Annotated in this window: 25 protein-coding genes; 5 read left to right on the top strand and 20 right to left on the bottom strand. The window is 46.3% G+C overall.

Translation table 11 applies throughout. From position 1 onward, the window contains the following. Positions 1 to 68: 68 nt before the first annotated feature. Positions 69 to 641 carry a GbsR/MarR family transcriptional regulator gene (locus ICC18_RS05145; protein WP_188173318.1) on the top strand — a complete coding sequence of 191 codons (573 nt, stop codon included), beginning with the start codon at positions 69 to 71 and terminating at the stop codon, positions 639 to 641. Here the strand turns inward: ICC18_RS05145 and ICC18_RS05140 are convergent. The 15 genes from ICC18_RS05140 to coxB all read right to left on the bottom strand — a co-directional run bounded on the left by ICC18_RS05140 (position 638) and on the right by coxB (position 15,641). Next, complete coding sequence (locus ICC18_RS05140; protein WP_282559199.1) at positions 638 to 2,170, bottom strand: glycine betaine uptake BCCT transporter; 1,533 nt, start codon at positions 2,168 to 2,170, stop codon at positions 638 to 640. The genes ICC18_RS05145 and ICC18_RS05140 overlap by 4 nt on opposite strands. A 139-nt stretch (positions 2,171 to 2,309) precedes the next feature. Beyond that, complete coding sequence (locus ICC18_RS05135) at positions 2,310 to 3,473, bottom strand: cation:proton antiporter (RefSeq protein ID WP_188173317.1); 1,164 nt, start codon at positions 3,471 to 3,473, stop codon at positions 2,310 to 2,312. A 214-nt stretch (positions 3,474 to 3,687) separates the two neighbouring features. Then, positions 3,688 to 3,969 carry a hypothetical protein gene (locus ICC18_RS05130; protein ID WP_188173316.1) on the bottom strand — a complete coding sequence of 94 codons (282 nt, stop codon included), beginning with the start codon at positions 3,967 to 3,969 and terminating at the stop codon, positions 3,688 to 3,690. Between the two features lie 21 nt (positions 3,970 to 3,990). Then, positions 3,991 to 5,271, bottom strand: a complete 1,281-nt coding sequence (locus ICC18_RS05125; RefSeq protein ID WP_188173315.1) for an ArsB/NhaD family transporter — start codon at positions 5,269 to 5,271, stop codon at positions 3,991 to 3,993. A 652-nt stretch (positions 5,272 to 5,923) separates the two neighbouring features. Further along, entirely contained in the window at positions 5,924 to 7,210 is a 1,287-nt protein-coding gene (locus ICC18_RS05120) for an ABC transporter permease (protein ID WP_188173314.1), read from the bottom strand. Beyond that, a complete protein-coding gene (locus tag ICC18_RS05115) occupies positions 7,203 to 8,108 on the bottom strand; it encodes an ABC transporter ATP-binding protein (RefSeq protein ID WP_188173313.1) in 906 nt (301 codons plus the stop codon). Before ICC18_RS05115 ends, ICC18_RS05120 begins: the two co-directional genes overlap by 8 nt. A 3-nt stretch (positions 8,109 to 8,111) precedes the next feature. Further along, positions 8,112 to 9,026: an ABC transporter ATP-binding protein gene (locus ICC18_RS05110; RefSeq protein WP_188173312.1), complete on the bottom strand. Its 915-nt coding sequence runs from the start codon at positions 9,024 to 9,026 to the stop codon at positions 8,112 to 8,114. Continuing rightward, a complete protein-coding gene (locus ICC18_RS05105; protein WP_188173311.1) occupies positions 9,023 to 9,454 on the bottom strand; it encodes a GntR family transcriptional regulator in 432 nt (143 codons plus the stop codon). The genes ICC18_RS05110 and ICC18_RS05105 overlap by 4 nt, the downstream gene beginning before the upstream one ends. Further along, positions 9,447 to 10,028, bottom strand: coding sequence for a hypothetical protein (locus ICC18_RS05100; protein ID WP_188173310.1), 582 nt, complete (start codon positions 10,026 to 10,028; stop codon positions 9,447 to 9,449). The genes ICC18_RS05105 and ICC18_RS05100 overlap by 8 nt, the downstream gene beginning before the upstream one ends. Before the next feature lie 361 nt (positions 10,029 to 10,389). After that, entirely contained in the window at positions 10,390 to 10,845 is a 456-nt protein-coding gene (locus ICC18_RS05095) for a DUF420 domain-containing protein (protein ID WP_188173309.1), read from the bottom strand. Positions 10,846 to 10,862: 17 nt separating this feature from the next. Further along, the gene (locus ICC18_RS05090) at positions 10,863 to 11,720 is read right to left on the bottom strand and encodes a cytochrome c oxidase assembly protein (protein ID WP_188173308.1); all 858 of its coding nucleotides are present in this window, start codon (positions 11,718 to 11,720) and stop codon (positions 10,863 to 10,865) included. Between the two features lie 74 nt (positions 11,721 to 11,794). Continuing rightward, positions 11,795 to 12,112 (bottom strand): cytochrome C oxidase subunit IV family protein, encoded by a 318-nt coding sequence (locus tag ICC18_RS05085; protein WP_188173307.1) that lies wholly within the window; start codon positions 12,110 to 12,112, stop codon positions 11,795 to 11,797. Positions 12,113 to 12,116: 4 nt separating this feature from the next. After that, on the bottom strand, positions 12,117 to 12,728 hold the full coding sequence (locus tag ICC18_RS05080) for a cytochrome (ubi)quinol oxidase subunit III (protein ID WP_188173306.1): 612 nt from the start codon (positions 12,726 to 12,728) through the stop codon (positions 12,117 to 12,119). Continuing rightward, on the bottom strand, positions 12,725 to 14,554 hold the full coding sequence (gene ctaD, locus ICC18_RS05075; protein WP_188173941.1) for a cytochrome c oxidase subunit I: 1,830 nt from the start codon (positions 14,552 to 14,554) through the stop codon (positions 12,725 to 12,727). The genes ICC18_RS05080 and ctaD overlap by 4 nt, the downstream gene beginning before the upstream one ends. Before the next feature lie 70 nt (positions 14,555 to 14,624). After that, positions 14,625 to 15,641, bottom strand: a complete 1,017-nt coding sequence (coxB, locus tag ICC18_RS05070) for a cytochrome c oxidase subunit II (RefSeq protein WP_188173305.1) — start codon at positions 15,639 to 15,641, stop codon at positions 14,625 to 14,627. A gap of 291 nt (positions 15,642 to 15,932) precedes the next feature. Between coxB and ICC18_RS05065 the strand changes: the two genes are divergently transcribed. The 4 genes from ICC18_RS05065 to ICC18_RS05050 all read left to right on the top strand — a co-directional run bounded on the left by ICC18_RS05065 (position 15,933) and on the right by ICC18_RS05050 (position 21,226). Continuing rightward, entirely contained in the window at positions 15,933 to 16,616 is a 684-nt protein-coding gene (locus ICC18_RS05065) for a YhcN/YlaJ family sporulation lipoprotein (protein WP_188173304.1), read from the top strand. 329 nt (positions 16,617 to 16,945) lie between these two features. Beyond that, complete coding sequence (locus ICC18_RS05060; protein WP_188173303.1) at positions 16,946 to 18,832, top strand: DEAD/DEAH box helicase; 1,887 nt, start codon at positions 16,946 to 16,948, stop codon at positions 18,830 to 18,832. 559 nt (positions 18,833 to 19,391) lie between these two features. Next, positions 19,392 to 19,979 (top strand): guanylate kinase, encoded by a 588-nt coding sequence (locus tag ICC18_RS05055; protein ID WP_188173302.1) that lies wholly within the window; start codon positions 19,392 to 19,394, stop codon positions 19,977 to 19,979. A gap of 101 nt (positions 19,980 to 20,080) precedes the next feature. Beyond that, positions 20,081 to 21,226, top strand: coding sequence for a virulence factor (locus ICC18_RS05050; protein WP_188173301.1), 1,146 nt, complete (start codon positions 20,081 to 20,083; stop codon positions 21,224 to 21,226). A 65-nt stretch (positions 21,227 to 21,291) separates the two neighbouring features. Here the strand turns inward: ICC18_RS05050 and ICC18_RS05045 are convergent, their stop codons facing one another. The 5 genes from ICC18_RS05045 to ICC18_RS05025 form a co-directional block, all read right to left on the bottom strand. Next, the gene (locus ICC18_RS05045; RefSeq protein ID WP_188173300.1) at positions 21,292 to 22,539 is read right to left on the bottom strand and encodes a M48 family metallopeptidase; all 1,248 of its coding nucleotides are present in this window, start codon (positions 22,537 to 22,539) and stop codon (positions 21,292 to 21,294) included. Positions 22,540 to 22,633: 94 nt separating this feature from the next. After that, the gene (locus ICC18_RS05040) at positions 22,634 to 23,140 is read right to left on the bottom strand and encodes a hypothetical protein (protein WP_188173299.1); all 507 of its coding nucleotides are present in this window, start codon (positions 23,138 to 23,140) and stop codon (positions 22,634 to 22,636) included. Positions 23,141 to 23,144: 4 nt separating this feature from the next. After that, positions 23,145 to 23,642 carry a hypothetical protein gene (locus tag ICC18_RS05035; RefSeq protein WP_188173298.1) on the bottom strand — a complete coding sequence of 166 codons (498 nt, stop codon included), beginning with the start codon at positions 23,640 to 23,642 and terminating at the stop codon, positions 23,145 to 23,147. Positions 23,643 to 23,882: 240 nt separating this feature from the next. After that, the gene (locus ICC18_RS05030; RefSeq protein WP_223192347.1) at positions 23,883 to 25,418 is read right to left on the bottom strand and encodes an MFS transporter; all 1,536 of its coding nucleotides are present in this window, start codon (positions 25,416 to 25,418) and stop codon (positions 23,883 to 23,885) included. Next, positions 25,411 to 25,959: a helix-turn-helix transcriptional regulator gene (locus ICC18_RS05025; protein ID WP_188173296.1), complete on the bottom strand. Its 549-nt coding sequence runs from the start codon at positions 25,957 to 25,959 to the stop codon at positions 25,411 to 25,413. Before ICC18_RS05025 ends, ICC18_RS05030 begins: the two co-directional genes overlap by 8 nt. Positions 25,960 to 26,063: the final 104 nt, after the last annotated feature.

Genomic DNA, 26,063 nt, shown 5'->3' with positions numbered 1-26,063 from the left:
TTCTTTACATTATTTAAATTCTTTCTTACAATAGCGATGTAAACAAAAGGACAGGGTGAAAAGATGCAATGGATCAATTAAGAGGCAAAAGCTCAGAACAAGAACTCATCATACAAAAAGCGCGAAAACGCGTCATTGAATCCATCGGCAATAACATGGATCTCTACGGCATCACCCAGTCCATCGGCCATTTATACGGACTCCTCTTCTTCCAGAACAAGCCTATGACACTGGATGAAATGGGAGAAGCCATGGAGATGAGCAAAACCAGTATGAGCACAGGCGTGCGTACGCTGGTTGATTTGAAGATGGTGAATAAAGTTTGGGAGAAGGGTTCGCGAAAAGACCTATACGAGGTAGAAATGGACTGGTTTCAAACCTTTGCTGATTTCTTTGGGTTAAAGTGGCGTAAAGCGATAGAAATCAATTTAAGCTCTCTTCGTAAATCTAAAACGGACCTGATAAATTTAAACAATCAATATCCGGATGATACTTCACTACAGGAAATCCTTAGCACTGATATTGAAAAAATCGATGAGGCGATTAGGTATTATATATGGCTGGGCAGACTCATTGACTCATTTGAGAGCGGAGAGATTTTCAACCTGGTCCCCAAAGATTCGCCCGGAACAAAAGATTAAGCTTCACTTTGATTGCTCAGAAGCTCATCCAGCTTCTTCATTCGCTTCAGTTCTTTAGCCCTTAAGGTCTTCTCATCTTGCCTTAGTGCAAGCATCAAGGAAACACACATGCCTATGATGATTATTGCAAAAGGCACAGCCGCGACGATCGAGGCCGTTTGTAATCCGCTTAGTCCGCCGCTGATAAGCAATACGATTGCAATAGACGACTGGAGAACTCCCCATACAACTTTCACTTTATTGGCCGGGTTCGGGTTTCCTTTCGTAGAAAGCATCCCTAACACAAAAGTGGCCGAATCTGCTGAAGTAATAAAAAAGGTGATAATAAGCGCCGTAGCTATGGCTGCTATAAATACACCAAGCGGCAGTTGCTCTAAGGTCAAAAATAAAGCTGAAGTCACATCTTGTTTCGCCGCGTCTGCAATCGGAAAGTGATCAAATAACTCTAAATGCAAACCGGTTCCTCCGAACACCGCAAACCAGATGAATCCGAAAAGGCTGGGTACCAAGAGAACCCCTAAAACAAATTCTTTGATCGTCCTGCCTTTGGACACGCGAGCGATAAAAGTGCCTACAAAAGGACCCCAGGCAATCCACCAAGCCCAATAAAATAACGTCCAAGCGCCAACCCATTTACCCTGAGTAAAAGGGGTTAGACGCAAACTCATATTAATGATATTTTGCAGGTAACCACCTAATGTTGTTGTAAAAATATCCAAAATAAAGGATGTAGGTCCAACGATAAGCACAAATACCATTAGCAACACGGCTATCAGCAAATTTGTGTTGCTCAATATTCGTATCCCCCTATCTAACCCTGTTGTTGCCGAGAGCAAAAACATGATGGTTACAATCCCAATGATAACCACTTGTATAAATGGGCTAACAGATAAGCCGAATAAGTGGTTCAACCCTCCATTTATCTGCAGTGCGCCTAACCCTAGCGAAGTCGCAACGCCAAAAGCCGTTGCGATGATAGCAAGGATATCTATAATTTTCCCGATAATCCCATTCGATCTGTCACCCAGCAATGGTGAAAATGCGGCACTAATTAATCCCTTCTCGCCTTTACGAAATTGAAAGTAAGCCAAGGCAAGAGCGATAGTCGTATAGATGGCCCACGGATGCAGCCCCCAGTGGAAAAAGGAATACCTCATAGCAAGACGTGCGGCGTCAACAGTGCCTCCTCCTGCCCCTTCTGGAGGAGCAAGAAAATGCGACAACGGTTCCGCGACTCCCCAAAAAACTAGTCCAATGCCCATGCCTGCACTAAAAAGCATAGCAAACCATGATGCAGTCGAATATTCCGGTTCGTCATCGTCCTTACCCAGTTTGATTCTTCCATACTTACTGAAGGCAAGAAAAAATGAAAAGATCAAAAACCCGAACGTAGAGATTAAAAAAAACCAGCCAAAATTACGTATTGACCAGTCAAATAACATATTTGCAGATGCCGCGAGTTGATTAGGAGCGAAAGCCCCCCATAAAACGAAAATCAATATTATACTTATTGAAGCGAATAAAACCATGCCGCTCATCCTCTCCATTACATTAGTACTCATATAATTTTTCCTAATTATGGAGATACAATTCATAAATAAAAAGGAGTCATTCATTTGAGAGACTCCTCCAAGTTTATGATTAATCAAATATCGTTATTGTATCTAATTAATGATGGGATTTTCCAGTATTTTCATCCAAAGCTTTTTGCTTACCAAAAAACAACTTCATCATTGGCGGTGTTACAAGGGTAGTTATCAATACAACGACAACAACAACGGCAAACATATCTTGACTTAATAGATTTGCTTCTAGTCCCATCGCTGCAATGATTAAAGCAACTTCCCCGCGGGAGACCATGGCAGCGCCTATCCCTAAAGAGTTCCTCCATGTAAATCCGGATAACTTGGCTCCAATTGCAGATCCTATGAGCTTGGTGAGTATCGCGAGTATACTTAATCCAACGATCAAACCGATATGTGTACCTATTCCAATGAATTCGGCAGTCACTCCGATTGATGTAAAAAATACAGGAACAAAAATGGAATAACTAATGGTTTCCACCTTCTCAAACACTTCATGTTTGTATTTAGTGAGGCTAATCGCAACACCTGCAATATAGGCTCCAATGATAGCTGCAACGCCTGCAAACTCTGCTAAGTAGGCATACATAAAACATAAAATCAATCCTGCAGACACAACAGCTTCTGTAACCCGTAGAGGGGCAAATTTATTTAAGAGGCTGGGGATTACCTTCCAAGCCAGAAGTATCGCTACGGCAAAGAAAATAACTTTCTTTAATACCACCATTCCTAAGTTTACATCTCCGCCGGCGAAGCTCATCACAAATGCTAATGCAACAATGACCAGAATGTCATCGATCACAGCAGCACCTAGAATTGTAGTACCCTCCCTTGACTTGAGACTTCCCATTTCTTTAAGCGCTTGAACGGATATGCTTACGCTTGTTGCCGATAACAACAACCCAAGAAATATGGATTCCAGCTGTGGAAGGTTCAAGAATATGCCAGCTAAATAACCCAACGAAAAAGGTACGATGATTCCTGTCACTCCTACATAAGTTGAAGCCTTACCAGTTCGTTTAAACTCTTCGGTATCTGTCTCCAACCCGGCGATAAACATCAATAAAATAACACCAATCTGACTAATTTCTTTAAGAATTTCTGTATTAGAAACAACTCCTAGAACTGTTGGTCCCAGTACGATACCAATAAGTAACTTCCCCAATACAGAAGGTTGGCCTAGTTTAACACTTAGGTCACCAGCGATTTTAGATGCCAGTAAAATGATTGCCAATTGGAAAACAAGCATGCTTTTTCCCGCCTTTCAGTTTTGTTTTATCATGTGCAATTTTAGGTAAAAAACGCAAAGAGAGCCCGTATACCACAGTTGCTGGACACAGCAAAGCTCTGGTGACAGGCTCCTCCAATTTTAGAACTATTCAATTTTAACCTATTAGAATCTTTTCCGGGTAACGATACTTGATTAACAAGTCCTGTTACATGAATAAATCCTAACCTATTTTCTAACCGGTCCATGTTACACTTATTAATATTCGGTGTTTCATGAGAGAAAGGATAAACTCCGAGTAGTAATCTTGTCGGACAATGAACTGATATTCATGATTCAAATACGCATAGAACAGAACATCCGTAAGAACGCTATTATGTTCAAAATCCTGTTGGACTTCCTTGATCCTTTTGTCCATAGATCCTTCCCCAATAACGCGAATACGAAATTCAACATCTTGCCCATTTGCCGTTTCACTTATTTCAACTTCTTTATCATTATACGTATAGATTAACATGAGTTACTCTCATCCTCTCTCCTACATCAAATATCTAAAGTAGATATAAAAACTTGAAAAAATGATCGAAAGAATCATTAACGGAAACCCATACTTCATAAACTTAACAAAGCTGATCGGATACCCTTCTTTACTCGCCAACCCAGCAACGATTAAATTAGCGCTCGCGCCAATCAGTGTACCATTGCCACCAAGACAAGCACCTAAGGCAAGACTCCACCACAACGGTTCCAAGTTGCTGACTCCCATATTTCCCATCTCATGAATCATTGGAATCATCGTTGCAACGAAAGGAATATTATCAAGAAATGCAGAAGCAATTGCACTTAGCCATAGGATCAGCATCGAGGTTGCAAATAAATTGCCTCCCGTTAATTCAATTGCTTGCGCAGCTAATTTAGCTATTACTCCGGTTTCTACCAGTCCGGATACAAGAACAAACAAACCGACAAAGAAGAATAGCGTTGGCCACTCCACGCTATGAAATGCTTGTTCCAGCATATACTCACCCGTCAAAATAAGAAGCAAAAACGCTCCCGATAATGCGACTGTAGCTGATTCTAAATGTAAGCTCTGATGTAGGAAGAAACCTATTATTGTGATGCCCAAAACAATAAGACATTTCCTTAGGAGCTTATGATCTGTAATCATCGCTCTCTCATCCATATCCATAATACTTCGCTGCAGTTCAGGCGTAGACTTGATCTGTTTCCCAAATAGGAGGATAAACAAAGGAATATATACCAACATAATGATAATCGCAATTGGAGCTAAGTTATTGATAAATGCCATGAACGTAAGTTCTTTAACTGAGCTGCCGATCATAATGTTCGGAGGATCACCTATCAAAGTGGCTGTACCTCCTACATTTGATGCAATAATTTGAGTAATGAGGAAAGGTAATGGGTTTACACGCAGTTGTCTTGTAATACTCAATGTAACGGGAACCATAAGGAGTACGGTCGTAACATTATCCAAAAATGCCGAGCCAACAGCTGTGATAATCACCAAAGCCACCATAATCCTTTTTGGTTGTCCTTTTGCCATTTTGGCAGCCTTCAAAGCTACATACTTGAAAAGCCCGGTTTCAGCCGTAACACCAACAATAATCATCATTCCAACGAGTAGACCGAGCGTGTTGAAATCAATGTGATGAAGTGCTGTTTCTTGGTCTACTATGCCTAGAATTACCATTAAGACAGCACCAATCATTGCAATTATTGTACGGTGAATTTTTTCGGAAATAATAACTCCATAAATAATTAAAAAGATACCTATTGCCCAGATTGCTTGATGTTCCATAAGTCCTCCCTAGTGACTTTTCTTAGTGATAACCATAATTAACATTTACTATGAAAAAAACACAAAAAGAGCCCGTTGGTGACAGGCTCCTCCGAAAATCCATATTTATAAAATAAATATACATGTTTCCAAAACTGAAGTAAAGAAAAATCATTATTTGAACAGAATTGGTTACTTCAAAGAAAAATGAATAGTGCCAATGAATATCCCCTCTAAATATTCCAATAATATGAATATGTAAATACTGGGGGGATTCTAACATGCCTAACAACATTTTATTACGAATTTACGTTGATTCTTTTCTTCATGCTATTGTCCAGTAGCTATTTACCTTTATCTTGGGCAAATGAGATTCCACAAACCGCTCAGGAAGTTCTTCAAGACCTTTCCCAAAAGAATGGAGAATCGATTGAAGTTAAATGGAACAACGAAACACAAACCCCGACACTGATTCGGGGTAAGCTTACTCAACCATCAACTCATTCGCTGACATGGGTCGCATATACATTACTAGATCGGTTAAAACACGTCTATGGTTTGAGAAACCCCAATCGTGATCTAAAAGTTATAGAGACCGGTAATATTTCATCAGAGATCCGTTTCGTTCGTTTTCAACATATGGTATTTAATACACCCGTGCCGGAAACTCCCTCTATATCTTATAAGCCCGCATTGCTTTACGCAGTTCCCGCCACGATGGGCGTTTGCCATACATTAACACGCCTGTGCGGTAGATTTTGGCCGCCACCCAGGCCATTCCAAGGATCGCGGCGAACTGAATGAGGATAGAAAGCCAAATCTCCCATACAGCCGGGCTGCTCATCCCGATGCGAAGGAACATGATGAGCGGAGAGAAGAATGGTACATACGACATCGTGACGACGAAGCCCGCAGTCGGATTGCTCAGTCCGAACATCGCGATCATAAAGGCCGCCACGATGAGGAGAGTGACAGGCATAATCGCTTGCCCGACTTCTTCTGTTCGGCTTACCAGAGAACCTACGGCAGCGAATACCGTTGCGTAGATGAAGAAGCCCAGGAGGTAGAAAATCAAGAAATAGACGATCAGCGATATTTGCAGGTCGGACCAGTTTAAGTGAAGCTCCTTAATAAGTTTGCTGCTGCTGGATAAGCTCAAGTTGACTGCAGCAACCGCAATGGTTAGCGCGATTTGCGACAAAGCCAGCAAACAAATGCCGATGATCTTACCGAACATCTGCTTGAGAGGCGATACGCTGGTGATCAGAATTTCCATGACCCGCGAGCTCTTTTCGGCGGTAATTTCCATCGCTACCATGTTGCCAAAGCCGATGACGCCCATGTACAGCATAAACAACATTGCATACACCAATGCGTAGGACATCACCATTTGCGACTCCGTTTTTCCTGCTGCTGCGTTTTCATTCGTTGAAATCTGCACCGTTTCCAGGTTTACAGGCGCTTGAATGTTCGCTTTCTGCTCGGCAGCGAGGCCTGCTCCCTGCAGGGCTACATCTGTCTTAATGAGCTGCAGCGTTGTCTGCAGCTTGTTTTTGAAACTAAATTCCATCGTGCTTTCGGATTTATATACGACTTTCGGGAATCCTGCCTCTACCGCATCCGTAAACTCCACATACCCTTTGATATCCTTGTCGGCAATCTGCTTCTTGCCCGCAGCATCATTCGCTGCCTGACTGCCGCCGTCCTGGAGGGGTACGATAACAATATCTGAATTCTGCTGCTTATTGTAGAACTCGGTTAACTTGCCGGCCAGTTCCGCATGTTTTCCCCCGAACACCCCAATCTTAGTAGCTTCATCGGACTTGAGCCTATCGATTAAAGAAGGCAAATGAATCATGACGGATAAGAGCAAGATTAGGATAATACTCATCACGCGAAAAGATTTCGAACGAAAGCGTGTCATAAACGTAAACTTGATGACCGTTCCCATGCTATTCATGCGCTCCTCCCACCTTTTGGATAAAAATTTCATTTAACGTCGGTTCCATGATTTGAAACCTCTTCACAGACGACTGGCCAATTGCATGCAGCAAAATATGCTGTGCGGCCCCTGCATCCTTGATTCGGATTTCATATCCGGTCAAATGCTTTTCCACTGAAGTTACTCCCGGAATATCTGTTAAACCTTCAACGGCTTGCTCCGTCTCCAACATAATTCGCTCCTTCGGAAACGCGGCTTTGATCTCCTTCAAACTGCCTTGAAGCACGGTATTCGATTGATGCAAAATGCAGATGTTTTCGCAAAGCTCCTCCACATGATCCATGCGATGGCTGGAAAATAGAATTGTTTTTCCTTCGTCTCTTAACTGCTTCACCGTCGTTTTCAACAGCTCTACATTGACTGGGTCGAGGCCGCTGAATGCTTCATCCAGAATTAAAATGTCCGGATTATGAATGACAGCCGCTATGAACTGGATTTTCTGCTGGTTCCCTTTAGAGAGTTCCTCCACCTTTTTATTATAGTATTCCGGAACGCCAAATCGCTCCAACCATTGCTTAAGGCCTGCATCCGCTTGCTTGCGGGTAAGCCCGCGCAGCTCGGCCAAATACAAGATCTGTTCGCTTACCTTAACTTTGGGGTATAGACCGCGCTCCTCCGGCAAATAGCCCATCAGCGTACGGAGTTCTTCCTTGTAGCCCTGACCGTTCCATAAGATTTGCCCTTGATCCGGATAGATCAGACCGAGCACCATACGCATCGTCGTCGTTTTGCCGGCTCCGTTAGCACCTAACAAACCGTATATTTCACCTTGCTTCACGCGAAGTTGGATCCCGTTTACAGCTGTTTTCTCGCCATATCTCTTCGTCACATTCTCAACTTGCAAAGGATAAGTCATGTTTCAGCCTGCCTCCTCTATATCAATTTGAATGAGATGACCTAGAATCTCATCCAGCTCAACCGCCTGCGTTTGAATCACTTTCACGCCAAGCCGATGCAATTCCGCTTCTGTTTGCCGGGATGAACGGCTGATTAACTTCGCAGAAACCGCGCCGCTGTGCTTCTCAACAGCTACAACGCCTGACAGCTGATCCAGCGGTCGACCTTGGTGTTCTACCCAGAGCGTTTTCCACTCATCGAACAGCACGTCTTTTTCGTAAAACCCTCTCAGCTTCCCTTCATGGATGAAGGCTATATGATCAGCTATCCGCTTCACTTCTTCAACGATATGCGTAGCAAACAGCACTGTCTTGTCCCCATGCTCCATGAAGGCCATCAATTCGTCCATCATCATGCGCCAAGCAAAAGGATCCAGCCCCGATGTGGGCTCATCCATCAGCAGAATATCGGGATCATGAGAGATCGCATGGATGAACGATAACTTGCGTTTCATCCCTTTAGAGAGATGCGCCAGCTTTTGTTTACCGTCCAATCCAAAACGTTTGAGCAGCTCTTGGGCTTTGGATTCACTCCAGCTCGGGTACCAGTGAGCTACGAATTGCGTTAGCTCTTTGACCGTACTGAACCCGATATCATTCCACGCTTCCGCCTCCGGCACATATCCAATCTTTTGTTTAACCGCAACCTCATTCTGACCATTGGTCTGACCCAGCATCCGGATCTCACCTGCATCAGGTTTAATCATATCCATCATCAAGCGGAAAATAGAACTTTTACCGGCTCCGTTAAGACCGACAATCGCAATGACATAGCCCGGCTCGATCTCCATGTCTATTGGGCCGATCTCGACTTTATCCAGCGATTTACGCAATCCTTTTATAGAAATGGCTTTAGATGATTGCCCCTGTTCCATCATGTTTGCTCTTCTCCTTTCGCGCCGCTCTCTTCGGCTAGCAATTGTTCGAGCGCTTCCTCAAATAAATTGCGCAGCTCCTCGGGCGTACATTGGACGTCAAGTCCTGTGCGTACAGCAGCTCGCAAAGCTTCGACAACCGCTTCTTTCCGATAACGTTCTCGCCGCACCTCTCCGACTTGAGCGACAAACGTCCCCGTCCCTTGCCTTGTGCGGAGAATTCCCTCATTCTCAAGGTCTTGATAGACCCGGCGAATCGTAATCACACTGCACGATAGATCAGAGGCGAATTCGCGAATGGAAGGAAGCAAGGTACCTTCTGCAAGCTGTCCGCTTAAAATAAGCCCTCGAAGCTGCACTTCGATCTGGTGATACATAGGTTCTGCACGATCTGCGGATACCTGAATCGGAATTTTTAGCGGTTTATCCATAGAGATCACGCTTTACAAGTTTTCTATCCAACCATGCTGCGGCTGTCACTATAGCTAGCAGGCTAATCAGAAGCACACCTATCGGCAGCAAGATTAAGAAATCCTGCACCCACTCCATCATGACCAACCAAAGGGATTGGCCGAGCCACCACCAAAACAAGAAAGCTCCTATTGCGAAGAATGGCATAATCAACAAACACCTGACGAAATACACCTTACCGGGCACCCCTAGCTCCCAACTAATATAGAGGCTGCCTACTAATAAAGAAAACCCTACCCAAACTAATGCGAACGATACGCATTCCAAGAAACTTAACGGCAGCTTTCCTAAGTAATCAAGGATAGTGAAGTACGGGATAAAGACCACTAACGCCATGGCGAACACCAACATCGCAGTCTGAATGAATCGGCTCCATATGATGACTTGATTGGCTATGGGCATTGTTTTTAAATAAGCGATCCTTTTTGTATATAAGTCGGTCTTCTTGTAATTGATAAAAGCCTTCGAAATCGGAAATCCCCATATCGGTACGATCGCGAGCACAAAAAAATTCATTGCCACCCCGTTTATCATGAAAGCTCCACCCGGCATGTCGTCTTGCTGCTGTGAATATGTCAACGATATCAGCATGAAAACCACATATAAATTAAACATGGTATTCCAAATCAATGAGAGCCAATGATTGCCGAAATCCCTCCTCGCTAACCACCATGCGTCTCGTAATACGCTTATATTAGTCATTACACACCTCACCGTCTACTGTGTATATTTATATTAACAGTATATACACAACCTTTTTGGAAAATCAAGGGAAAAATGAAAAAAACCTCTATCGAGGCCATTCAATGATGAGCGACCGCGTTTAGAGGTAGGTTATATCGCCAATAAGAAAGGCTGAACGATGTGAGTTAATCACACATTCAGCCTTTCATTATTACAATCCGAAAATTGCGTCAAGCATCGGCTTAGACGTGCCCCCCGGGAATAGGATGTAAAGAAGTACATACACAGCAACGCCCGTTGGCGCTGTCAACAACCAAACAATAGCAGCGATACGGCCAATTTTTTTATGCTTCAAGAATCTCTTTTTATACGCCAGCCAGAGGGTAATCAAACCTAATACACCGCCTAATGTTGCCAGCGTAATGTGGAAGAACAAGAACAAATGATAGGGCAACTTCAAGCTTTCCGGTCCGCCGAATGCCGTATTCCCTTCGAACAATGTCCGCGACATGTAAATGATGAAAAAGGCAAGTGCAAAGATCGCACCGGATACCATTAGTTTTTGGTGAGTTTCCCTGTTTCCTTTGACAATATGATACCATCCGAAGCCGACCAATATAGCACTTATCACGATAAACGTCGTAGAAATCGTTGGCAAAATGTGCATATTCCTAATTCCTTTCTCTAGGCGCGATTCCAGTTACCGCCATGAGGGGTCAAGTTATCCTGAACTTCAAAGCTGTCTGGGTAATTTTCCTCTTTGCGCTCTTTGCGGTACCATTTGAAGAAAATATAAGCGAGTGTTGCTCCGTATATGATTTCTTGCAGGATTTTCATAATGACGCCGCCCAACTGCTGATCGTCAAGAGGTGATAAATGAGCAAAGGGAATTGTTACATTCGCATACATATCATAAATGACCGTATCCGCGAAAATAATAAGTGCACAAGCTGGTGTAAGCAGTACACCATTGCCGAAAATGTACCCCAATTTCTTTAACTCACTCAAGCGATTCAGCTCAGGAAGCGGACAAAATACAGGAAACCACATTGTAAAAGCCGATATGAGCAGCACTGTATGATAGCCTAACTGCAACAACTCATTTTGCATCAAGCCATCCATAATCAACGGCATATGATAGATCGAAAAGAGCATGTTAAACAAGAACAAAGCGATAAGCGGTCTCGTCAAAAAGGAAAATAAGGCATGAATCACTCGGTTTTTCAGTATTTTACGAATTATCCAAGCCGGCGTCCCGATCCATATGAAGATAGGAACAGTTAAATACAGAAGCGTTTGCTGCAGCATGTGAACACTAAAGAGATAGTGATGTCCAAGGTAATTAATCGGGCTACCCTGTCCAATATAGAATAAGACAAGTCCCGTATAGAAAGATAGTTTCTGCTGAACTGAAACCGGCTCATTATCTATAGATATTCCATTTCCATTAGCGACTAAGCGACTGTATACATACCCGATAATAATGACCACCAGCAGCAAAACAGGACTCCACAGATCAAAAAATCCGCCAATTTGGTTCATAGCTTCTATCTCCTTTCATATACCTAAAAAAAGAGGAGGCACTTTGTCTAGACAAAGATGCCTCTTCCTGCTTTTTACCACCACATCCAATATACTGCCGTAACTACTCCAGTTAAAGCAACAAAGGCGCCTCCCGCCAGAAAAATAAGCGGGAACAAGTGACCTCTTTCTTTGGCATGCATCCAGAACAAGAGTTGAATCATTGCCTGCACAAGGGCCAAACTAACGATAAAAATCAAGATAAACGAACGATCCAAGTCTCCGTAAAGTACGACAGCAAATGCCAACATCGTGAGCAGAATCGAGACAATGTAAGACAGATAGTGATTTAATGGCGATTCCGGTTTGTGGCGCTTGCTAGGTGCGGATGCTTCATGAGAATTATTGCTCATTTTATTACCCCACCTTCCCCATCAAATATACGACTGTGAAGATAAATACCCAAACCAAGTCGATAAAGTGCCAGTACAGTGCAGCTACATAAAACTTAGGCGCTGTAACGACAGTCAAACCTTTTTTCAATCCTTGCAGGATTAGCAGCGTAATCCAAAGGATACCGAATGCTACGTGAGCTCCGTGGAACCCAACAAGTGTATAGAAAGAAGTGGAGAATGCACTCGTCACGAATTTGTGACCTTCATGTACATACTCATAGAACTCGTAAATCTCCATGCCTAGAAACACTAAACCAAATGCTACGGTAACTGCAAGCCAGAAAAGCAATTGACCAAGTTTATGCTTATGCATCGCCATAATCGCGAATACACTTGTCAAGCTGCTCGTTAAGAGAATGAAAGTCGACCAGCCTACAACATTAAGCTTGAAAATTTCCTGAGCTGTCGGACCATCTGGAACGGAGTTGCGAAGTGCGATATAAGTTGCGAATAAGCAACCGAACAAGACAACCTCGGCACCAAGGAATAGCCAGAAACCAAGTACCTTATTTTTCCCTTCAAGGGTTGCCGTTTCCGGATGAGCAGGCAGTACGCCTGTATCATGAGTACTCACGCTTTTCCCCCCTTGTCTTCAAGCTCTTCGGGCTCAATGTGCCAGCCATGGTCGTCATACACGGAACGCAAGAACATGCTGCCAAGTGTAATCGCCATGCCAATACCAACGGTGATATATTCCGTATACATAAAGCCGAAGCCTGCGATAAACAATCCAAGTGACATCGTAAACGGCAGAATGGATGGAGACGGCATATGAATCGAACCTACAGGTTCAGCCGGAATCATCTCTTTATTACCTGCCATTTTTTCTTTCCAAAGAGCATCCAAACCACGAACGAGCGGAGTTTGTTTGAAGTTATATTCAGGTGCCGGTGAAGGAATCGCCCACTCCAAGGAACGTCCGTCCCAAGGATCTGCAACTGCCGTTTTTGGTTTTGCTTGCGTTGCAATGATATTGATCAAGAAAACCAGTGTACCGATACCCATCAAGAAGGCACCCACGGTACTAATTAAGTTACCCATTTCGAGGTCATGACCCGGCTGGTAAGTAAAGACACGCCGCGGCATCCCCATCAATCCTAGGAAGTGCTGCGGGAAGAATGTCAAATGGAAACCGATAAAGAATACCCAGAAATGAATCTTACCAAGCGTTTCATTCAACATGCGGCCAAACATTTTCGGCCACCAGTAGTATAGCCCTGAGAACAAACCGAGTACCAGACCACCAACGATTACGTAATGGAAGTGAGCTACGACGAAGTACGTATCGTGATATTGGAAGTCAGCCGCAGGAATCGCGAGCATAACCCCTGTTGTTCCCCCCATAACGAATGTAGGGATGAACGCTGTTGCAAAAATATTAGCTGTTGTGAAACGAATTTGCCCGCCCCATAGCGTGAACAACCAGTTGAAGATTTTCACGCCTGTCGGTACGGCAATCGCCATTGTTGCAATCGCAAAGATGGAGTTCGCTACAGGACCTAAACCTGTCGTAAACATATGGTGAACCCAAACCATGAATCCTAAGAAACCGATTAATACGGTTGCAAATACCATGGAGCTGTAACCGAAAAGACGTTTTTTCGAGAAAGTGGATACAATCTCAGAAATAATACCGAAAGCCGGCAGAATCAAAATGTAAACTTCAGGATGCCCGAAGATCCAGAACAAATGCTCCCATAATACATTGTTACCGCCTCTGGCTGCATCGAAGATCGCACCGCCGAAAATACGGTCAAACATAAGCAATACAAGCGCTACCGTAATTGCAGGGAACGCAAGTACGATCAGACCTGATGTAATGAAAGCCGTCCAAGTGAACATTGGCAGACGCATATACGTCATACCTGGAGCACGCATGTTGATAATCGTTACGAGGAAGTTAATACCCCCGATTAATGTACCGATACCCGCAATCTGCAAACCGAGTACATAGAAATCCGTACCCATCAAGTTGTTTTCAACGGTAGCTCCCCAAGCTGTGTCAGTGAGGGAGGACAACGGAGCGTATCCAGTCCAACCGGCATTCGGTGCGCCACCCAAGAACCAACTTGTATTCATAAGTACGCCGCCCAAGAAGAACAGCCAGAAACCGAGTGCGTTAACGAATGGGAACGCAACGTCCCGTGCACCGATTTGTAAAGGAACGATAGCATTCATGAAAGCGAAGATGACAGGCATTGCCGCAAAGAAGATCATCGTCGTTCCATGCATGGTTGTTAATTGGTTGAATGTATCCCCGATGAAAATGTGCGCATCAGGATACGCGAGCTGAATCCGAATCAGAATCGCTTCCAATCCTCCAAGAAGGAAGAAGAAGCCGCCCGCTACTAAATACAGAATTCCGATTTTCTTATGGTCAACGGTTGTGAGCCAATCCATCAGTCCGCTGTATCTTTTAGCCGTATGAGAGTGAGCCAACGTATTTACCTCCTTTTTCCCGAGAAGTTAATTATTTCAAAGTTTGTAAGTAATTAACAATGTCTTTGATTTGGGCATCATCCAGCTTGCCGCCAGCTTCTTTACCGAAGGCCGGCATTTTGTTGCCCGGTTTTTGATCTTGCGGATTGGCAATCCACAATTCCATCTTCTCAGGAGTATGCTCCAGAATACCTGCAAGCGTATCGCGATCTGCGAAACCTTTGAGGTTCGGTGCAATACCAGGACCGTTAGCATTCACAGCGTGACAACTCAAGCAATTTTCTTTGAAAAGCTCTTCGCCTTTTTGTGCAGTAGCCGGCACGGTAGTTGGCGTTTTCATTTTGGCCACCCAAGCATTGAAATCAGCTTCGCTCTTGGATGTTACCGTAAAGTTCATCAAGGCGTGAGAAGCTCCGCATAGCTCCGTACATCTGCCTTGGAATGTAGCAATTTCATCGGCTTGCAAATACAACGTATTCGTAATGCCTGGATTCGTGTCGATTTTACCGCCTAAGGATGGTACCCAGAACGCATGGCTCACGTCTGCTGAAACTAATTCGAAGGCGATCTTTTTATCTTCAGGAATAACAAGTTCTTGAGCCGTTGCAATACCTAGATCCGGATATTCAAACTGCCACCAGAACTGATGCGCAGTAACTTTCACATGAACGGCATCTTTGTCCTTTGTATAGTTAGCTGAATGGTCAAATGTGTATTTCACTGTAGGTACCGCAAGCACCAGAAGCAAAAGAATCGGAACGACTGTCCAGATAATCTCAAGCACATGGTTACCTTCGACTTGCTTAGGAATGCTGTCGTCGCCTTTACGTTTGCGAAAGCGCACTAACACATACAAATAAATAGCAAATACGACAATTACGACAAAAATCATGATAAAGAGACTTAATTTCATCAAGAAAAGCTGCTCATCCGCTACGGGTCCTTGCGGCTTCAAAGCAGACAGGGTTGGGTCTCCACACCCCGTTAGCAAGTACGTCATCACCGCAAAAAGGGGTATTAGACGCCACATCTTTTTCCATCGACTCATTGTATCAACCCCACTTTTTAAACCAATATTTTTACCACAAAGGCCATGCACATGTCAATTAACCAAAATCACACTTTATTAACTATAAATTCGTGAAAAGTTTTTGTCAATCGCTGTAGAGAAGTTCACAAATTGTTCTTAAACCGCTCTCCAGCCATATATTTTCCCTCCATGGGAATTTCCATACAACCGCGTTTTTATGCATAAATACGTATGTTTGAGCATGCGAATAAAAGAGCAAAAACATCCCATCCTATAGATATTACAACATAAATGGGAGGTCTGTTTATTATGCTTAGGAAGTTATGTTTTCCGTTTTGTGGAATGCTATTCCTACTGTTGATTTTGTCCGGCTGTATGGAGAATGGAAGGCAATATGGAAGGAACCCGGATATCACCAACTACGGCTCCCCGCAGGATACGACAGATTCCGAAAGAGCCTACCAGACACAACAACTATCCGGTCCCGTCACCCATAATAATAAGAAGCTGGAGTATAACCAGTTCCTTTCCAATCAGCTTAATGCTTTAAATGGAGTAAACACGGCTATCGTGATGACGACGGATCAGAATGCCTATGTTGCGGTAATGATGGACCGCAGCGCAACCGGTACGAAAGGTACAACCCTGGAAACGAATAATCAAGGAACAGTGAAGGGATTTTATAACGATAACGCTCCTTTCGACGACAATATGTCCTCGAACGATTTGAATAACGGGTATAACAATTACGAAACGGCTGTTCATCATGACATGCTGTCACACAGATTCAAACAAACCATCGCAGAAAAGATTCGCAGTCTTCAGCCAAACCTGATGGATGTGTATATTTCCGCCAATAGAGAATTCCTTAATAAAATGAATAACTATGCGCAGGAAAGCTGGAAAGGCAACTCCTTAATGCCGCTGCTGACGGATTTCAACCAAACGGTGGAGCGTGTCTTCGGTACAGCCCAAGTGCTTCCGGAACGTTAATCTTGATGTGGTTTACACGGCTTTTCTTCTATATAAATAGTGTCGTCTTCGATGCTTACGGCCAGCTCCTGTTTTCATTTGTCGGGCATTCCTGTAGAATGAGGGGATCGTCTGCTATAAAATAAAAATAAGAGTTTAAGAAGTCGGCTTTCAGAACCGAGAAGGTTGGACGATATTCGGAGAAGGAGGAACGGAGCGTAGAGATTGGCTACGTGAGTACCGGACTGCCCGAATTCGTTCAAGATTCGATGTCGAGATACACACTTGTATAGCTTCGTTATCAAAGTCGATTTGTTAAACATCCTTAAAAAGGGAGCTGGCCAATTACCATGTCGAATGGTTTTGCCTCATTAGGCATTAGAGATCGTCTTGTCCAAGTATTACAAGCTAGCGGTGTCACTCAACCGACGCCAATTCAAAAAGAAGCGATTCCGGTCTTGCTAACCGGTTCGGATGTCATCGCTCAAGCACAGACAGGAACGGGTAAAACACTCGCATTCGTCCTGCCGATGCTCGAAATGATTAATGTAGAAAATCCGGATGTTCAAGGGTTGATTCTTACGCCTACCCGTGAGCTTGCCATTCAAATCAGCAGCGAACTGCAAAAGCTCGCTCCCGTTACAGGTGCCAAGGTCTTGGCAGCATACGGCGGGCAAGATGTGGAAAGGCAGCTTAGAAAGCTGCAAGGAAACATACATATAGTAGTAGGAACACCAGGAAGACTGCTGGATCACCTTCGCCGCGGCTCAATTAACTTCTATAAGTTGAAGATGCTTGTATTAGATGAAGCGGACCAAATGCTGCATATGGGCTTTTTGAATGAAGTGCAGGATATTATCGCTCAAACCTCCTCTCACCGCCAGACCCTGCTCTTCTCTGCGACGATGCCGCAGCAGGTGCGCAACCTGTCCAAAGCGTATATGAAGGAAGCAAAAGAAATTCAGATTGCCAGCAAACAGGTGACTTTAACGGAGATTGAGCAAGTGCTGATTCAAACGACGGATCGCGGTAAGCAGGATGCTTTAATCGAATCGATAAAACAATACAAGCCGTATTTGGCTATGATTTTTTGTCGTACGAAGCGAAGAGCTTCCGCATTAAATGAAGCTTTGCAAGATATGGGCTTGATGTCGGATGAGCTGCACGGCGACTTGTCGCAAGCCAAGCGTGAACAAGTTATGAAGCGGTTCAGAGAAGGACGAATCGAACTGTTGGTTGCAACAGACATTGCAGCGCGCGGACTTGACGTCGAAGGTGTCACCCATGTATTCAATTATGATGTGCCTCAAGACGCAGAGAGCTACATCCACCGAATCGGCAGAACGGGCCGTGCCGGACAAACGGGGGTAGCTGTTACCTTTGCAACGCAAAGAGATATGTTCAATATTGAGCTTATTGAAAAAGGCATCAAGATGTCGCTCCGCCGCAAGGAACAGCCACGTCGTGTGCGGGCAATGACCGAAGAAGATTACTTAAGCGAAGGTAGAGGCTCTGCACGCAAGGGCGGCGGGCAGCAAGGCCGCGGCGGACGAGGCTCACAAGAGCAGCGGGGTCGTGGCGGACGATCCGGCGGACGTGGAAGTGAAAGAGCTGGTACGGAGCGCGGAGCTAGAGGCGGAGCGATTCGCGGCGGCGAGAGAGCCTTCGGCGCGGAGCGCGGAGCCAGAGGCGGAGCGACTCGGGGCGGCGAGAGAGGCGCTGGCGCGGAACGCGGAGCTAAAGGCGGAGCGACTCGCGGCGGCGAGAGAGGCGCTGGCGCGGAGCGCGGAGCCAGAGGCGGGGCGACCCGCGGCGGCGAGAGAGCCTTCGGCGCGGAGCGCGGAGCCAGAGGCGGAGCGACTCGGGGCGGCGAGAGAGGCGTTGGATCGGAGCGCGGAGCCAGAGGCGCGGCGACTCGCGGCGGCGAGAGAGGCAACTCTGCGCGCAACGATAATATGAGTGCCGCAAAAGCTCGCGTTACGAATTCCTGGGGACGCGGTGAAGCAGCTGAACGCGGTGCTAGAGGCGCAGCACGCGGGGAAAGCCTAAGCAGAGCACGCGATACACAAGGCAATTCGGAGCGAGGCGGCCAGGCTTTCGGCCGTGGAAACGCCGCACCGCGCGGCCCTAGAGGCGGCGCGACCCGCGGGGAAAATGCCGGCTCACCCTATGGCAAATATGCCGGTACTGAGCGTGGGCAAGCTCGAGGACGCGGCGGCCGTGGCGGAAAACGCTAGTTGCAAATTAGAGTTACCATAAAAACCCAATAGCGCCAAACGTCGCAAATAAGGACCTTTGAGACGCTACAAGTTTGAGAGAAGTACGAATTGGATGGCATAGAGAACAAATTCCCTAAACAACGAACATCGTTCGTAAATTTGCGAATTTTGTTCTCTCGAGCCCTATTTTAACCGTTCGCAGTGAAAAATTGAGTTATCATGTGCGCTAATAGCGCCCTTCGTTCGTTGTCCGGACTCGGTTTGTTATATGCGAACGAATGGCATAATCGCGTAATCCTGGCAAGAGATCATCATCCGAAAAATAGCATGCACAAAAAAGCGTTTCCATTCCAAAGCTTTACCGTTCACTGTGAAAGTTGTAAAATATAAGTACCCTCATCTTCGGGGTTAGGATATAACGATCGCGTATGATCCATTTCGACCAGATGTCTTTCTTCCAATACGAAAAGAAAGCTGAATCAGAAAAGTGATCCTACTTAAGCAAAAATCGTTTCATACCGGAGCTCGCACGTAGGATTTACCCCCCACTATTTCACCAAATAAGGAGGTATGTTCCATGTACGCATTAAAGGAAAGAGAAATGATTTTTGTATTTACGGGTCCCCACGGAGCCGGTCGCAAAACGGTAGCGGAAATGTCAGGTTCAACCCTCGGCATGAAACAAGTCATCTCGTACACGACAAGGCCTCCCAAAGCAACCGAAGTAGACGGTCAAGACTATCACTTTATCTCCCCTGCTCAGTTCGTGGCCGCACAAGCGGACAACGAATTTATCGAGGTCAGCACCGTTAATGAACATTTGTATGGCATTAAGAGTGCGGATATTGAACTTATGTTTCAGCAAAGCGGGAGCATTTACTTGATCTTGAACCGCTTCGGTGCACAAACGCTTAAAAAGCTTTACGGCGAACATGTGGTCCAAATCTTTATTTACGCAGATAGAGCCACTCTCGAAGAAAGAATGAGGGAAAGCGGCGATTCCGAAGAGCTTATCGCGAAATACCTCTCTCATTACGAGGATGAAATGGCTTATCGGGATCAATGTGACCATGTCTTTGAAAATGTGGACTTGGCTCATACCGTATTCGATCTGACCAAAACGCTGGACCAAAACTTGAATCGTAATTTATTAGATCTGGATTAAGCGGCAGCAACTGCCTTTATCAGGCCTGGACGACAGCGGCGTCCGGGTCTTTTCACGTATAACCCCCTCTTACCCGATGAAAGAAAGGAGATACCTTACTTATGAAAATTGTATCGATAGAACCAACACCCAGCCCTAATTCTATGAAGCTGAACATGGACGAATCCCTCCCACCGGGTATACGGATGACTTATACGAAGGACAACAGCGCAGATGCATCGGCTGAGATTCGCGAGCTGCTGGCTGTACAAGGAGTTATGAGTATTTTTCATACCGCGGATTTCGTTGCAGTAGATCGTAACCCGAAAGGCGACTGGCAGTTTATCCTCGCCAAAGCCCGTGAGCTTTTCGGCGAAGCGCAGCCGTCTGCCGGCGGCGGCCTGCCGCCTGAGCAAGCCGCCCCAGAGGCGGCATTCGGCGAGGCGCAGGTGCTGCTGCAGACGTTCCGGGGCATCCCGCTCCAGGTGCGGGTGCGCGCCGGCGCCGAAGAAGTGCGCGCGGCGATGCCGGAGCGCTTCACTGAGGCCGCGGTCCGCGCAGGTACGGCATCGCCGAACCTGATCAAGGAGCGGAAGCTCGAAGAGCTCGGCGTTCGCTACGGCGAGCTCAAAGACATCGCGGGCGAAGTCGTCCAGGAGCTGGACGCTTCCTACGACGACGCCCGCGTCGAAAGCCTGGTCTCCCTCGCGATGCGGGAGACTGCCGATACCGCCCCCGCCGGCGAAGACGCGGGGGCGCTGGACACCGGCGCAGCAGCTAGGCAGCTGCGCCACAGCGACTGGAAGCTGCGCTACGCCGCGCTTCAGAAGATCCAGCCGTCGCTTGAGACGCTGCCGCTCCTCGTCCATGCCCTGCAGGACGAGAACACGTCAATCCGGCGACTGGCGACAGTATACCTCGGGGACATCAAAGAACCCGAGGTACTGCCTTACCTGTATCGTGCCCTCGAGGACGATACGCCGGCGGTTCGCCGGACAGCGGGCGATACGCTATCCGATATCGGTGATCCCGCTGCCATGCCGGCCATGGCAAAGGCGCTGAAGGATCGCAACAAGCTCGTGCGCTGGCGGGCAGCGCGCTTTCTATACGAGGTCGGCGACGATTCGGTTATCGATGCGCTGCGCGAGGCCGTGGACGACCCCGAATTTGAGGTACGCATGCAGGTGAAGATTGCGCTGGAGCGTATCGAAGGCGGTCATGCCGCAGAAGGCTCTGTCTGGCAGCAAATGACCCGCAGAAACGACTAAAACAAGCGCTGCACAAAAAAGCATGAATCCAATCCAATTACTTGGATAAGATTCGTGCTTTTTCTCTAATGCGAGAACTGCTTGAAGTACTCAATCCGCTCCAAAATCGTCGGATGAGAACCGCGAAACCATTGTACAAGCTTGGGCTGTGTTACCGGACTCAGATTTTCTTTGGCAATTTTTTGAAACGCACGAATTGCTGAAGTACCGTCCCCAGTCATTTTCATGGAAAAGACATCAGCCCGATGCTCGATTACGCGTGAGAACGCATTTTGCGCCGGCGCAGATACAAACCCCATAAGTGTCACGATGAGCAGGAGGACAGGCAGAGCGGCTAAATCATTTTCCCCGTTAATCCCCCAGATAGAACTCCAGCGTGTAATGAAAAAACGATAAGCATGAAAAGCAAGCCAGAAACCAAGAAAGCTAAGCGCGATTCCATATGCGATTCCCAGATAAATGTGCTTTTCGACATAGTGCCCCATTTCGTGGGCCATCACCGTCAAAATTTCTTCGGGCTGCAGCTTCTTCAGAATCGTATCCCAAAGCACAATGCGCGCATTGCCTCCGATTCCACTCACATATGCGTTGATGGCATTCGTGCGTTCCGACATAATGACCTCGTAGACTTGTTCCGCCGGGATGTGCGACCTAGCTGCCAGATTCAGAATCTGCGCTTTCAACTCCTGATTCTGGAGCGGCCTAAAGTCGTTATATAGCGGGTCCAACACGACTGGTTGAATAAAGGTCACAAAAAGAATAAGCGGAATCGAAGCCGTCCAGAACCATAACCACCATCGGTCGGGACTGCGCTTCAGGATCCATCTAAAAATCCATACGATAATGATCGTCCCTACCCCATTAACGACGAAATCTTTGGCATGGTCGCCCCAGAACATGGCCATCGTTTCATTCGACAGTCCGTAGGCTTGATCCACTCGAAGCAAGAAATAGTCGACCGGCAGGAAAAGCACGTTGAGCAGCAGCGTGAATAACAGTACGAAGACAACCATTTGCAGAAAAGGTCGCCGGAACCACGCCTCAACCGCGTTGCGAAACCTTACTGCTATACCCAGGAGTACCAGCAGCAATCCCATCTGCATCGGTGAAGTGATGAAAAAAGTCAACGAACGAATGCGGGATAAGGACTCGGATCGTTCGATTTCTTGAGTCGTCATGAACGTATGCGGATCAGCGTCAGTCCCGCTGAGCGTTTTGGGAATGCTGTACAAGTCTCCCTGCAGCAAAAATAAACTTATCGCGACAACATACAAACCAAATCCGATCATCAGCCAGACGTACAAACGTTTCACAAGATTCCCCCTCGCCTTATGCTTTGGACAAACTTATATGTATGCCATACTTACAAGCTTTATACGATAAATGGGAAATGTTACTCTTTACCGCCTACAACTCCAAGAGCTTAAGTCTAATCCGATCAGGGATAGGTTCCTTTAAAAGTTGATCGACAACCGCTGCATGGCTGCACTTCTGCAGATAGTTCCATAGCAGCCCCGCTTTGGCAGGCCGGTTCATCAGCTCATAGGCTACCGCCCAGGCTTCGCTACTACCCATAGCCAGTCCATTCCATTCAGACACGGAAACGCTTGGTATACGAACAATACCGGTATCCGCATGTATTTTGAAGCCCCCAATGATTTCGATCGGCTTCCCTTCTGTCAGAACGCGAACCCGATAATCGCTAAAAAATGGGAAATCGCCGCTATGCTGCAGCCGTACTTCCTCTTGAAGCAAGCCTTCCTTGAGTAAATCCAGAGGAGCCTCCGTGGTCATGTCCCAATCGTTCATGCTTTCTGCCAGCTGTAGGCTGAATAACAAGCCGCTTCCGCCAATCGCGTACGGAATTTGTGCCTGTTTCAATGCCTTCGTTACCCGCCTTATATGTTCTAACACCCGGTCATTTCCCCTCAATCTCATTTAAATTAATCAGCAGCCAATCGGGCGTGAAGTCTCTGGATAGCAGCCATACCTGTGTGAATTGCCCGCGCGGCAGCGCCAGCTTATGCTTTCTGCCCAGCACATCGGACATACCGAACAGCAAAGACACATTGCGGATTAGCAGCATGCAAGGCTGCTCATGCGAGTAGTCCTTAAACTTCTCTTCCTTGCTTCGTACACGATCATTAATAACATGAATAAATCGATCGAGCACTTCTGTCCCAGGCTTAGGCAGCTCGGAACGCGCCATCATGAGCCTCGCTTCCTCCTCATCATAGAACAGGTGCGTCACTTCCAGCCCTACTCTGTTTTGCTCCGCATCTTCAAGCAAAGCATCCGGCTTTTCTTGCTGTCTGACAAGTTTAAGCGGTTGCTCATGGTTTAAATTGTACAACTCCATAAAGATGTCAATCGCCGTTTGCTCCAACGCCTTTTTCTCGGTTTCGTGTCTGTTCATGACTCTCCCTCAAATCCATCATAACGGGTCTGTTCTATCCATTTTAACCTATTATATGAGCTTATGCGTCATGAGGTCCTGCACCGGGCAGCTTTTGCTTCATAAAGCAGTATGGAAATTGCCAAGATTATCATGATGATGCACCTCAAATGATGGTTAGACATCCAAAAGCAGAAAAAAAAGAAACCTTGCTTTAAGGTTTCTTCATAGACCTAAAGTCAATATTTCACCTTGGAAAGATTAGGCCGTATGAGGCGCAGCGTTCTCTTCCTTCGATTGCTCTGCTTGGACAGGTACGGCGAACCGGAGCGGACCCGCCACGAATGCGGCCGAGAGTCCGATCACTCCGAATACGATACAAAGGATGAAGCCATGGTTAATCGCCGTCCCAAGTGACTCGCGCATAAAATCCAGAGTTTCCTTGGGCAGCTGTGCGCCAGTGCGGATTAATTGATCCGGATTCGCTAAGGTCGAGAGCTGATCAAGCGGCATATGGTGGGCTTCAGCACCGGATTGAATCAGGTTCTTATAGTTGCTGTTCACGACGGTTGCCATAATAGAGGCCCCGAGCACCCCGCCGATACTGCGCCAAAAGCCGACAATGGAGGAGCTTACGCCGATGTATTTGCGGTCCACACTAAGCGCAACCGCATTTTGCGCGACACCCATCAGCGGGCCGATGGCTCCTACGCCAAGAATAACCATGAGCAGCATCATGTACCAATTAGCGGCGTCATGACTAACGATGCTTAGTAAATAACCGACAACGATACCGGCTAGCATACTGAATGCGATGACCGCGCGGAAGCTGAAGAAACGCTGGATGAAGCCAAAAGATACAGCTCCAACCATTAAGGAGAACATCATCGGGGTCAAAAGTCCGTTAGAATTCGGCTGCCCGAGAACAGCTGTTGAGAAAATAGGCAAGTAAGCGATCGCCGAGAACATAATGGCTCCCTGACAAAGACAGGCCAAGACCATGCCTAGTACCATGCGGTTCTTAAACAACGGCAGCGGCAGCACCGGTTCTTGAGCACGGCGTTCTACGGCAATGAAAAGAGTGCCCACGACAACGGCGATAACCAGCATGCCGATAATTTGCCACGATCCCCATGCATAATCTTTGCCTCCCCACTCCAGAGCGAGCATCAGTGAGACCGTACTAATGATGAGGAACAGCGTACCTAAGTAATCGATTTTCGGGCGTCGATCCGAACGGGATTCCTGCAGGGAAAACAGCAGAACGACGAACGATAGCAAGCCTAGCGGCAAATTGACATAGAAGCACCAGCGCCATCCCCAGCTCTCCGCAAGAAAAGTCCCGATCTGTGGGCCAGCAACAGACGATAAACCGAAAATTGCAGCAAAAACGCCGGAAAGTTTGGCCGCCTGTTTCGGATCACCGAAAATCGTGAAAATAATCGTAAAACTGATCGGAAATATCGCACCGGAGCCAATTCCTTGAATCGCCCGATAAACAATGAGCTGCGTCATATCTTGCGCCGTTCCGCACAGAGCCGAACCGATCAGAAAAATGGATATTCCGATTAAGTAGAACAACTTTCTGCCAAACATGTCCGACAGCTTCCCGAAAACAAGCATCGTACTTGTGGAGGCCAGCATATAAGCTGTGAACACCCAACTGATCTTGTCGAAGCCATTAATGTCGCTAATTATATGACTGATAGCTGCCGACGTGATGGTATTATCGAGTGCAGACATCAAGAGCCCCAACGCCATGGCCAGAATGATGAATCCTGCCCGTTTGTTATTCATGGTCATCCAACCTCTTTTCTAACTTTAATTTGTTTAATCTATCTAAGCCGTTCCCCAGCGTCCGCAAGGTGCTCTCATTGTTCTCGATGCCGATGAGAATGCAAATTTCCTGCGTTGGAGACATGGTATCTTTACAATCTTCGTACATCTTTTGAAGTCGGGCTAGCGTTTCTTTCGTGCCGGCAATGCCGTGCTCCAAATATCTCGCGATGACCTCCGGATCGACGAACTCCCCAAAAAACAAACGGGTCATCCCATCGGACTTAAACTCGTTCGCTTGCATAGGGCTGTACATATACGCCCTAAATTGCTTACGTCCCTCTTCGGTAATGGTATAAATATTCTTATTTGGTCTACCCTCTTGCAGAACACTCTCCTTTGTAATCAAGCCATCCTTTTCCATCTTGCTTAGTGTCGGATATATCGTGCCGTAACTGGCATTATAGAAGTAAGAAAAAACCGACTCCAGCAAATGCTTGATATCATAGCCTGAAAGACTTCGTTTCATTAATATCCCTAAAATAACGTCCTGACTCGTCATGCTGTATGCCTCCTGCTTCGATTAAGCTCGCTCCAATATACATAATTTAACAAAATCTATATATCGAGTCAATATATATCTAACAATAATATTACCTTTCGATA

Source organism: Paenibacillus sedimenti (assembly GCF_014534655.1).
In the GTDB taxonomy this organism is placed as follows: domain Bacteria; phylum Bacillota; class Bacilli; order Paenibacillales; family NBRC-103111; genus Paenibacillus_E; species Paenibacillus_E sedimenti.
This window is presented reverse-complemented; position numbering and strand designations above follow the sequence as displayed.